Annotated in this window: 7 protein-coding genes; 2 read left to right on the top strand and 5 right to left on the bottom strand. The window is 62.0% G+C overall.

Going from position 1 to position 11,507, the window contains the following annotated elements; translation table 11 throughout:
* Positions 1-53: 53 nt before the first annotated feature.
* Both HX815_RS12805 and HX815_RS12800 read left to right on the top strand, forming a co-directional pair.
* Positions 54-254, top strand: coding sequence for a hypothetical protein (locus HX815_RS12805; protein WP_003212332.1), 201 nt, complete (start codon positions 54-56; stop codon positions 252-254).
* 239 nt (positions 255-493) lie between these two features.
* Positions 494-3,547, top strand: coding sequence for a UDP-N-acetylmuramoyl-tripeptide--D-alanyl-D-alanine ligase (locus HX815_RS12800; protein WP_177019311.1), 3,054 nt, complete (start codon positions 494-496; stop codon positions 3,545-3,547).
* Here HX815_RS12800 and HX815_RS12795 read toward each other — a convergent pair.
* From HX815_RS12795 to HX815_RS12775, 5 genes are all read right to left on the bottom strand, one after another.
* The gene (locus HX815_RS12795) at positions 3,544-4,407 is read right to left on the bottom strand and encodes a S9 family peptidase (RefSeq protein WP_177028393.1); all 864 of its coding nucleotides are present in this window, start codon (positions 4,405-4,407) and stop codon (positions 3,544-3,546) included. The genes HX815_RS12800 and HX815_RS12795 overlap by 4 nt on opposite strands.
* 35 nt (positions 4,408-4,442) lie before the next feature.
* On the bottom strand, positions 4,443-5,633 hold the full coding sequence (locus tag HX815_RS12790; protein WP_177028392.1) for an HlyD family efflux transporter periplasmic adaptor subunit: 1,191 nt from the start codon (positions 5,631-5,633) through the stop codon (positions 4,443-4,445).
* A 26-nt stretch (positions 5,634-5,659) separates the two neighbouring features.
* Positions 5,660-7,843, bottom strand: coding sequence for a type I secretion system permease/ATPase (locus HX815_RS12785; protein ID WP_177028356.1), 2,184 nt, complete (start codon positions 7,841-7,843; stop codon positions 5,660-5,662).
* Positions 7,840-9,237, bottom strand: coding sequence for a TolC family outer membrane protein (locus HX815_RS12780; protein ID WP_177028355.1), 1,398 nt, complete (start codon positions 9,235-9,237; stop codon positions 7,840-7,842). Before HX815_RS12780 ends, HX815_RS12785 begins: the two co-directional genes overlap by 4 nt.
* A gap of 182 nt (positions 9,238-9,419) precedes the next feature.
* Positions 9,420-11,507 (bottom strand): BapA/Bap/LapF family large adhesin (locus HX815_RS12775; protein ID WP_256351094.1); only part of this gene is annotated, 2,088 nt, incomplete at its 5' end.

Here is an 11,507-nt window from a genome sequence, read left to right as displayed (position 1 = left end):
GCACTTACTGCACGCGGCAGTCGAGACCGCGCTTTTGTAAAAGGATCAAGAAAATGCCTGAAAAAACAACACGTCTGACCATTCTCATCGACTTCCCGACCAAGCAGCGTCTGGAGTCGCTGTCCGAGGAAGTTGACCTTACTATTTCTCAGGTTATTCGCAAGCTGATTCGTGACCATCTCCAGCAATACGAGAGCCAAGTCCCGCCCTCCGTGCTGGAGCCGGAGAAAGAGGATTCATCGCTCTGCTCTTGATATATAAGCCTGGTTAATTTGCCTTTATAAAACTGTGCGGCATAACTTTCTGCTTATTTATCAGCTGGCGCGCAGTTTAATCATGAACACTGCGCGCCACCCCTCTCCAAGTTAAAAACTGGTGATGAACTATGCCTGTGAAACAGCAATGGCTTGCTTGTTATGCTCATCTAAGCAAAGAAATGAATGGGCCTGCTGTATCATCAGACACCGCGCAGCCCTGTACCTTGTTTTTCTCCATGAGCGACGGCACCCAGCGCGCGCATGTTTTTCATATCACGGCAGATAACTTCGAAGCCGCCTGGCAAACCGGTGTGCAGCGCTTGCAGGGAGCCTACGAACGAGACCGTGCGCAGTCAGGCAACATCGTCGAACGTTCATGGATACGCGTCGAATGCGCGATCAACGTAACCGCCATCACCTGGGCCGAACTCAATGCGCGCTTCAAGCGCCACAAGCGTAATTACTTCCGGCGCGGCATCGCCTTCGATGCGGCGCTGCACATCGCGATCACCGAACAGGAACTGAACGCCAACGCGATCCTGTATGGCGGCAACGCTATCAATCACGCGAGCTTCAATGCCGGCAATTTTTCGGTGTACGCCAGGCGCCGTTTTACCGGGCTCAATACAGCCGACCTGATCGCCACACTTGAACCCGAGACCCCCGTGTTCCTGTTCGACACCAAGGGCGTTTTTTGTGCCGAAGACGGCGTGCCCCACCCGCTGAACCCTGGCCCGACAGAAACCGGCTGGCGCACCCTCGCAGCGCTGGAGCCCGGCATGGTAAAGGCGAGCATCATCAGCGCCGCAAGCTACCTGAGCACTCAGGTGCAGGGCGGCGGCCAGTTCGTCTACGGCTACTTCCCGTGCTTTGACCGGGCGATAAAAAACTACAACACCCTGCGCCACGCCAGTACCACCTATTCGATGATCGAGGCCTGGGCACTGACCGGCGACGAGGCGCTTAAATCCGCCATCGACCGCTCGCTGGCCTACCTTACCCAGGAACTGATCAAGTCCTACGCGCTGCCCGACGGCAGTGTGGCGGCGTATCTGCTGGACACCGGTGACGAGATCAAACTGGGCGGCAATGCCGTGTGTTTGTTGGCGCTGGTCAAATACAGCGAAATCACCGGCACCCGCCACTATCTACCCGTGCTGGAAGCCCTGGCCAATGGCATGGCCTGGATGCAGGACGCGACCACCGGCGCCTTCGTGCACGTCTTGCATGGCCGTGACCTTACCGTCAAAGAGGCGTTCCGGATCATCTACTATGACGGCGAGGCCGCGTTCGGGTTGATCCGCCTCTACGGCCTCACCGGCGATGAGCGCTGGTTAACCGTGGTGGAAAAAGCCTTCGACTACTTCATCGAAAAACAGCACTGGCGCGAGCACGATCACTGGCTCAGCTATTGCGTGAACGAACTGACCCGCTACCGACCTGACGAAAAGTATTTCCGCTTCGGCCTGAATAACGTCGCCGGTTATCTGGGGTTCGTGCAACAGCGCATCACCACCTTTCCGACGCTACTGGAATTGATGATGGCTGCGCAGCAGATGCTCGAACGCATCGCCCAGCAAGCGCAATTGCGCCACCTGCTCACCGAGATCGACCTGCACGCGTTTTACCGCGCCCTGCATCATCGTGCGCGCTATCTGTTCAACGGGTATTTCTGGCCGGAAACGGCGATGTATTTCGCCAATCCTGCGCGCATTGCCGGTTCGTTTTTTATCCGTCACCACGCGTTCAGGGTGCGCATCGACGACGTGGAGCATTACCTCTCGGGGCTGATTGCCTACCACCGCTACCTGCTCGACGGCGCGCCGCAAGTGAGCCTGGCCCAGGACGCAGCGCCCCTCGGCTGGGTCTGGGACGCCAACACCCTGGCTCGGGTGACACACGGCACCTGGGCCAAACAGCCGCCGCCCGGTTGGTACACGTCGGGTTTGACGCCGTCCATGCAGTTTTTCAAACCCCAGCGCATGCTCAATCGGCACCCCAGCAAGGTGGGACCGAACGAAGTGCAGTCGGCGCTGCGCTGGGCCCAGGCCAGTCCTGAGCGGCGCCCCTCGGCGTTCTTGTGTGTAGACCCGACGCCCTACCTGGACAGCGGCCTGCCGGTGTTACAGGTCGCCGATACCAGCGAGGCCATGCTGCAAATGGGTCGATACGCCAGGCAGCAATTCACTGGCCAGGTGTTCGGCGTCACCGGCAGCTTCGGTAAAACCACCGTGGTCGCCATGCTCGGCCACGCCCTGAAACACTGGGGCGAAGTGGGCCACACCGAGGCCAACGCCAACCTGCCCCATGGGATCGCCTGGAACCTGGCGAGCATGCCCCGGCCGGCCAAATTCTGGGTACTGGAAATGGCCGTGGGCCGCATGCCGATTAACTCGGAGCTGGTGCGCCCACACATTGCTATCGTGACCGGGCTGGCTCCGGCGCACCTGGAATACCATGGCACCCTGGAAAACCTGGCGCGTAAAAAGAGCGCGATCTTCCGCTCGATGGCACCGGGTGGGCACGCGGTGCTGTGCCGCGATATGCCGCACTACGAGGTGTTCGCCCAGGCCGCCGAAGTCGCGCGCTTGCACGTGACCAGCTATGGCGAACACGCTGATGCCGATGTGCGCCTGCTCGACGTGTGCAGCGAGGCCGACCGGGTCTACGTCACCGCGCAACGTGACACGCAACGGCTGGATTTCAGCCTGAGTGCTCGCGGCCGACACATGGTGCTCAACGCACTGGGGGTGCTGGCGTCGCTGTTCGCCGCCGGGCTTGACGCCGACCAGGCACTGGAAGTGCTGACCGGCTTCCAACCGGTGGAAGGTCGCGGCAATATCCGCTCGATCAAATGCACCGACGGGCATTTCCAGCTGATCAACGATGCGTACAACGCCAACCCGGGCTCGATGGCTGCGGCCTTGCGCTCGATGGCCGACCTGCCCGTGGCCTCGCGGCACCGGGTAGTAGTGTTGGGCGACATGCTGGAGCTGGGCCCCGACGCCCAGCGCTACCACCTGGAACTGGCTGACTCGCTGCGCGCGGCGGCGCCCCGGCATTTGGTGCTGTGCGGGCCGCTGATGCGTGAGGTGTACCGGGTGCTGCGCAGTGAGCTGTCAGTGCAGTGGTTCGAGGATGCCACGGCATTAGGCCAGGCGTTGGCGCGCCACCCCGGCCAGTGGTTCCAGGCGGGGGATTGGGTACTGGTGAAAAGCTCCGGTGGTACCGGGTTGTCGCAGATCTGTGATTGGCTGAACACGACCGAACAGGCGGTGCCGGCGGGTTAGCCCGCGCAGCCCGCTGCTGTCTTCAGGCCAATGTCATTGCGCAGTTGGTGAAACATCGCAGGCACAGCCTGCGCCTTGACCAACTGCGCCTGATGCCCGGCGCGAATCAACGCCTGGTAAAAACGCTCCTGCAACACAAATGGGGTTACCTGGTCGTCCACGCTGCCAATCACGAACAACTGCCGCGCAGGCGCAACGGCAATGCCGGCCAGGTGCTCCAGGGGATCGTAGGGGTGCAATAAACCATTGGTGTCGCGTCCCGGACGCGAAGGCAGGCCTTTGCTTTGACGCAACATCTGCGCGCGCTGCACCAGGGCAAACGCGCCGGAAGTCATCACCGCACACTTCACATCGGTACGCCCCAAGGTCAACAACGCCGCGGCCACCGTGGCGCCGCCGCTGTGCCCCAGCAACACAAACTGCCCGATGCCGTAACGCTTGCGCAGCTCGTTGAGCGCAGCGTCCAGCACAATGAATTCCCGCGCCTGGCGCCGCTGCCCATGGTTGCCGCTGGAACCGTAGGTGCCAGGTCGCGCCACAATCACCACCGGTACGCCCGCACGCCGGCTCAGGGCCTTGGCCTGCCTGGCCTTGGCGGCCAGGGTATTGCCAAGGATCGACTCGGGCGAGCGGTGCATTTCCACGTTGCGGTCGCCATGAAACATCACAATCACCACGGGCGCACGGCTCAGCACCGCCCCGGAAAAATAGCGAATGCACTCATCGCCCCCGGCCAACTCGACCCAGAGTGCAGAGTCGACCTGGTTGCAGGTCGACTGGTCGGCCGGGGTGTTCCAAAGCAACGGTGTCGCCCCCTCACTCAGGGCCCACGCGCCCGGCACGCCGGCCCACAACAGCATCCACCACAACGCAAACCTGGCCACAGCCACCTCGCCTAACGCTCGCGCAAGGCCTCCCGCGCACGGTTCATGGGCTTGATCAAATAGTCGAGCACGGTTTTCTGGCCGGTCTTGATATCCACCGAGGCAATCATCCCAGGCACAATCGAAAACGACTTGCCGGCCTTGTTTTTCAAGGTGTCAGCGTCGGTGCGGATGAACACTCGGTAGTAAAAAACTTCTGGCTTGACCTCGTCCTGGATAGTGTCCGGAGAAATGGTCACGACCTTGCCGTCCATGCCGCCATAAATGGCGTAGTCGTAGGCGGTGATCTTGACCTTGGCCACCTGGTCGGGATGGATAAAGGCGATGTCTCGCGGGGAGATACGCGCCTCGATCAACAACTGCTCATCCAGGGGCACAATCTGCATCAAGCGCCCGTTGGGCGGGATAACCCCGCCGATGGTGGTGACCTCGATCCCCTTGACGATACCGCGCACCGGCGAGCGCAGGGTCAGGCGGGTCACCGAGTCGGAGCGCCCGCGCATGACTGACGACAGCGTCTCGACGTCGGCATTGACCTTCGCCAGGTCCTCACCGGCCCGCACCATATACTCGGAGCGGGCCTGGGTCAGTTTCAACTCCAGCTCGGCCTTTTGGCGCTTGAGGCGCAACACCTCAACGTTACTGGCGGCGCCGACCTTGGCCAGGTTTTCGGTGATTTCCAGCTCGCTACGCACCAGCCCGAGCGACGATCGCACGCCGGCCAACGATTCTTCGAGGCCCTTGCGCCGAGTGTTGAACAGGTCGGTTTCGGCGCGCACCAGTGCGGGGTAACGCTCAAGCTCCGGGGGGAACAGTAACGGTTTACCGTCTACCTCGGCCTGCAAACGCGCGACGCTGGCCAGCGACGCCCGGTACTTGGCGGCACTTTCATCAAAGTTGGATTCGGTCTTGGTCGGGTCAAGCCTGGCCAACGTCTGGCCATGTTTGACGATATCGCCCTCCCCCACATTCAATTCCGTGACGATGCCGCCTTCCAGCGACTGGATGATTTGCTCACGCGAGGTCGGGATGACTTTGCCGCTGCCCGTCGAGACTTCGTCCACTTCAAAAAAGTAGGCCCAGGCACCAAACGCAATCAGCATGACAAACACCCAGCCCACCACGCGCGTGGCGCGCACCACGGTGCGTTCATCCACGCCGTCGTGGGTATGCCGGGCGCCTTCGTCTTCGGTGGCGAGCAGGGGTATGGTTTTCGACGCAGGGCTTTTCACTGGGTTTTCCCCTTCGGTTTGGACAGGCGCGCAATCGCGTTGGCTTTGCTGTCATCGACGATGATCTGGCCGTTGTCGACCACGATCACCCGATTCACCAGGCTCAATACACTCATGCGGTGCGTGGCGATAATCAGCGTGCGATGGGCCGCCCAGCGGTCGAGGTTGTGGATCAACTGGCGCTCGGTCGCTTCATCCAGGGACGCGGTGGGCTCGTCGAGCAACACGATATGCGGCTGGCGAATCATCAGCCGCGACAGCAGCAGCGACTGACGCTGCCCGCCCGACAGGCCCAGGCCACCTTCCAGGATCATGTGGTCCAGGCCGTCGGCGAACTTGCCGATGAAGTCGCCCGCACCGGTCAGCGCCAGGGCCTGGAGGATTTCCTGATCGCTGGCATGCGGCGCCCCCATGATCAGGTTGTCGCGCAGCGTGCCGTGAAACAGCCGCGAGTTTTGTGTCATCAGCCCCACGTCGCGGCGCACGTCGGCGGGGTCGATGTGGCTGAGGGCAACGCTATCCAGGCTGATGGTGCCGGCCTTGAGGTCGAGCATCCCGGCCAATGCCTGCAACAGCGTGGATTTACCCGCGCCGTTACGCCCCAGAATCGCGATGCGCTCGCCCGGCTGGATCTTCAGGTCGGCCACACGCAGCGCCGGCACGGGGGCATCGTCGGAATACTGGAATGTGGCCTGGCTCAGCGCGTATTGGCCTTTGATCACCGGCAGGTGCACGCGCTTGCTGCCCTCGGGATGGTCCACCGGCAATTCCATGATCCGGTTCAGGCCTTGCAGCGCAACCTTGGCCTGCTGCCAGCGCGTCAGCACCTGGGTGATCTGGGACATCGGCGCCATCATCCGCGACGCCAGGATCGACGCCGCGACAAGGCTACCGGTGGTCATGTCGCTGGCCATGACCATGGGCGCACCGAACACCACCACCACGGCAAACACCGAGCCCTGCACATTGTTGCTCCAGGCCACCAGTTTGTTGGTGAGCATGCGCAGGCGCAGGCTGGCGTCGCCGCAGGTGGCGTTGTAGTGATTCCATTGTTGCTGGAAGCGCTGTTCGGCCTGCAACGCCTTGATGTCGTCCAGGCCTTGTATGGTCTCCACCAGCATGGCGCTGCGCAACGAGCTTTCACGCATCGACTCATTCGCCAGTGCCGCGAGTTTTTTCTGCGCCAACAGCCCGGGCACTATCAGGAACAGCACAGCCACCATTGGCACCGCCACCAGCGGGCCGGCGATCAACCAGTAGATCACCAGAAACAGCAGGAAGAACGGCAGATCGGCCAGCGCCGTGGCGGTGCTGGAGGTGATCAGCTCACGCAGTTGCTCCAGCTCCTTGAGCTGCGAAATGAACGAGCCGGTGGACTTCGGCCGGGCGCTGTTACGCAAGCGAATGGCATGCCCGAACACCAGGTCGGAAACGCGCAGATCCGCGCGTTTGCCGAGCATGTCGGTGATGCGCACACGGGTGATGCGCATGATGAAATCAAACACCAGCGCCAGCATCACCCCGCCAAACAGCACATACAGGGTGGGCATGGATTCGGCCGGGATCACCCGGTCGTACACCTGCATCGAAAACAGTACCCCGGCCAACCCCAGCACGCTGGTGACCAGCGAAGCGAGCATCACATAGCCATAGGGCCGCAGGTCGCGCAGCACGATGTTTTTGAACCACGCCTTCTCATAAGGCTTGATGTAGTCGTCGACACGCCGGTCACGCACTGCCGCCATGGGTCGCAGAATCACGCTCTTGCGCGCTTGCTCCAACAGGTCCTGGCGGGTGAGCCGGCTTTGCAGGCCGCCGTCGCCGCTGTAGGCGATGCCCAGGTTGTCGCCGTCGCCGAGGGTTTCGAGCACACCCACCTGGCCGTCGGCAAATTGCAGCACCACCGGTAATTGGCGCTGCATCAGCGTGGTTTCGCTGAAGTCGGCAATCACGCAGTTCAACCCCGCCTGGCGGGCCATCTGCCGTACCACCTCTTCCACCGAAGCGCCTTCGGTCCATTGTGCGGCGATGCGCACGCTTTGGGCCGAGCATTCCAGGCGGTAATGCCGGGCCACGCTCAGGACGGCCTCCAGCCACACGTCATAATCCACTGCGGGCGCCGGGTTCAGCGGTGTTTGTACTGCGTTGGTTTCGTCCGCAAGCATCACAGCATCATTCATGGCCGAATCTCCACACCTTGCAGGGTGCTGTTGTCCAGGTGGAACGCCGTGCGCAGTGCGCCCGTGTTGTAGAGGCAATCGATTTTCAGGCGGCGCAGGTCAGCGGCGGTGTTTTCCCGGTCCATGCGTGCCTGGTGAATTTCCTGCTCTGCATTCAGCAGGTCGAGCAACGGCCGTGTGCCCAGTTCGAGGTACTGCTGGCGATACAGGTCGCGGGTTTCGGAGATGCTGCGCTCACGAAAATCCAGGGTGGATAACCGCTGGCTGAGGCTTGAGATTTGATCCCGCGCTTCCAGCAACCCCTGGCGAACCGCAAGGCGCGCGGCGTCGTTGGCGGCATCGGCGGAACGCAGGGCCTGTTGCGCGGCGGATTTGCGGGCGGTGATTGCGCCACCCTGGTACAGCGGCATTTTCACGTTGAGAAATACGCCATAACGGGTACGGTCGCGGCCGCCGGGGACGTTGCTGTCGTCGTTGTTGTCCAGGTAGTGCGTGATGGACGGGTCCAGCGACACGGTCGGCAACGCCTCGGCACGGGCTTGTGCAATCAGCGCCAGCGCATCGACACGCTGCGCCTGGGCGATCAGCAGGGTCGGCGTGACTGCCGTATCGGGTACCACGCCCACGCAGGATTGCTCCAGGCTTGCCGGAAAACCATTCGCCACGCTCACTGGCGCCTGCGACCCAAGCAGGCTGCTCAACGTGCTGCGCCAGCGATTGAATTGCGCGGTGAATTGCAGTTGCGTCGCCACCGAGGCCTCGACCCGCGAGCGGGCCTGGATCAGGTCCGAACGGGTGCTGGCGCCCATGTCGCTGCGCTTTTTGGCCAGCTCTGCAATCGCCGAAATGCCGTCGATTTGCTCGCGAGCCAGTTGCACCAGCAACTGCGAGCGCTGCAGTTCGATCACGGCGAACGAGGTATCGCGCGCCACCTGATCGATCGACAGCAATACCGACGCCTGGCTGGCACTGACCCGTGCCAGCGCACTGTCGACAGAACTTGAGACCTTGCCGAAGTCATAGAGCATCTGCGACGCCGACAACGAAAACGCACGGCTCTGGCCGTTGCCCCTCAGGCCGCTGTCGTAGCCGGAGTTGAAGCCACCGCTGACTTGCGGGTAATAACCGGAACGGGCGATGTTCACGTTCTCGTTTTGTTGGTACAACTGGCCGATCGCCTCGGAAATTGCCGGGTGCCATTCCACCGCCAGTTGAATGGCGCGTGTCAGGTCAAGGTTGCTCGGTATGACGTGCTCGGGTGCCATCGGTGCGCTGACGCCCGTTGGCCCGCCGGGTAAATGTGTGCCCAGGTTGCTCGGGCTGATGATGTTGACGCGTTCTTCATCGTCGATATACGACGCTGCCATGACCGGCGCACGCTCGGGCGCGATCATTGCGACTGCCAGAATTACGGCAGACAGCTGCTTGGCCAAACTCTTTTGCCTCACTGCTAGTCACCTGACTGTTGTCAAACCTGATGAGTACAACAACGGACCGTGACTGACGTCACGGCCCATCGCTGCATTACCGTTGGTAGGGAAAACCGGGCCTTGCGGCCCGGCCGGCAGGGGTGGCGTTACACCACGCTGATGCCGCTCTGTACCCAGAGCTGATGGGTTTCATCTTCCGGACTGGTGTAGATCACGTACTCAAGACCGTTCTCTACCTGGGTCGCACCGGCGCTCCAGTCACCTGTCAGGTGCACGCTGTCCTGATCGTCGCCCTGGATCATCAAGCGATCCGACTCAGGCCCGGTGATGGACACCAGGTCTTCGAGGCTCAGGGTCAGGTCGACGGCGCTGACATCGTTCAGGTCGATGCTGTGCACCCCGCTGACTGTGCCAATCAGGTCGGTGAGGTTGATGGCTGCATCGCCGCCTTCCCACAACAACCCGTCTGCACCCGCGCCAGCATCGACATGGGTGAAGTCGGTGTCATCGGCCACCACGGCATCGTGGTGATCGCCGTCAACGTTGGCGCCGTCATCCGCCGCCTGGTCCACCGCACTGTGGGCAGCGGCAATGCCGGCACCTTCAGTGGCTGGCGCACCCGGGTTGGCGTCGTCCCAGACCAGGTCGCGATCCGGCGAGTCGATGCGCACGTAGAGGTCGGCGGTGTCTTCCTGGCCGGTTGGCGTGGTGAGCTTGTAGGTGAATTTATCCACCTGGCCAATCTCGTCCAGCGTCAGCCCGGCATGCGGGGTGTAGACGTACTTACCATCGGCAAACACGGTCAATGTGCCGTGGTCACCGTTGATTTTCGTCCCCGTTTGCCCAGGAATCACATAGACCCCGTTGACCAGCACACTGAGTACCGTCAGCGGCGAACCGAGGACATCCGGCCCGGACAAGCTGTCGGACAGCAGGTTGCCAGTCGCATTGCTCATTGCACCGGTCACGAACTCCGTGAGGGAGGTGGTAGTGAGCTTCTGCGCAATGTGCAGCGCACTCAGCGACAGCACGGCACCGGTCGTCCCGGTCACGCGATAGGTCCCGGCATCCAACCCTTGGAACGTGTGGTTCGCCTGGGTAGTGGTCTGCTGCGTGACCCATTCGTTACCGATGAACTTCTGCAGATTGACGGTCGTGCCTGGCAACAACGCAATGCCGGTGACGGTGACGTTGATCGCAAGCTCTGCGGTCGTGCCCGTGGCAACGTTGATCGCTGCACCCGTACCCGTACTGCTGCCGAGCAGTGCCAGGTTGTAGCTCAGGGTCGCCAGGTCGGCCTGGGTGACCAGGTTGACGATGTCGATCTGCGCCGAACCCAGGTCATCATTGGCAACCGTGTTGATCACGCCGGGCGCAGATGGATCGGTAGCGCTCCAGTCCACGTTGACACTCGGGCTGTCGATACGCACATACAAGGTTGCCGAGGCCGAAGCACCGGCACCATTGACCAGGTGATACTCGAAGGCATCCACCTTGCCGATGCTGGCGACATCGCCGTTCGGGGTGTACTTGTACTCGCCGTTGGCGAAGATGGTCAGCTGACCATATTGGCCCTGCAGCACCGTGCCGGTGGTGGCGTCGGCATCGACGAATTCGCCGTTGACCTCGACCTGCACCTTCACTGGCCCGCCGATTCCCGGTTCATCCGGTTTACCGCCAATGCCCGGGTCGGTGATGACGTTGCCGGTGACATCCGGCCCTGCTTCCCCGGTGAAGTCGGTGAGGCTGTCATTGGTGACGCTCAACTTGGCCGTGGCCCCTGCACCAACGCTGACCAGGTTGGGGTCGAGCTTGAGGGTAAAGCGATACTGCCCGGCTTCCAGGCCTTCGATTTTGGCGCTGGAGCTTTGTCCGAACAGCCCCAACAGGTCGAGCAAGCCCGAACCGTTGCTGCCTTGTTGCACCGGCAACCATCCACCGGCACCGTCGCTCACTTCCAGCGTGGCAGTGAAGCCACCGCCCAACAGCGAGACCAGGTCGGCCTGGGCAAACTGCAGGTTCAGCGTTCCGCTGGAACCCTCGGCAACCGAGAACTCCTGCTGCTTGGTGTGATCGCCCAGAATGATGCCGCCGACACCCAACAGGGTGAACACGCGCATATCGGCCAGGCCGGTGTTGGATGTTACGGGTTTGATGGTTACTTCGCCGGTGGCGAGGTCGTCGAAGGCTTCGAGGTCGGCGTCGGCGTCGGCGTCGGCATCGGCATCGGCATC

It is taken from the genome of Pseudomonas sp. E6002, from assembly GCF_013385565.1.
In the GTDB taxonomy this organism is placed as follows: Bacteria; Pseudomonadota; Gammaproteobacteria; order Pseudomonadales; family Pseudomonadaceae; genus Aquipseudomonas.
Note: the sequence above shows the minus strand (reverse complement) of the source record. Positions and strands in the feature narration are given on the sequence as shown.

Coding starts and splice junctions, on each gene's coding strand:
- HX815_RS12785 (WP_177028356.1), bottom strand. CDS start 7,843: ATGAATGATGCTGTGATGCTTGCGGACGAAACCAACGCAGTACAAACA.
- HX815_RS12800 (WP_177019311.1), top strand. CDS start 494: ATGAGCGACGGCACCCAGCGCGCGCATGTTTTTCATATCACGGCAGAT.
- HX815_RS12795 (WP_177028393.1), bottom strand. CDS start 4,407: ATGCTGTTGTGGGCCGGCGTGCCGGGCGCGTGGGCCCTGAGTGAGGGG.
- HX815_RS12780 (WP_177028355.1), bottom strand. CDS start 9,237: ATGATCGCGCCCGAGCGTGCGCCGGTCATGGCAGCGTCGTATATCGAC.
- HX815_RS12805 (WP_003212332.1), top strand. CDS start 54: ATGCCTGAAAAAACAACACGTCTGACCATTCTCATCGACTTCCCGACC.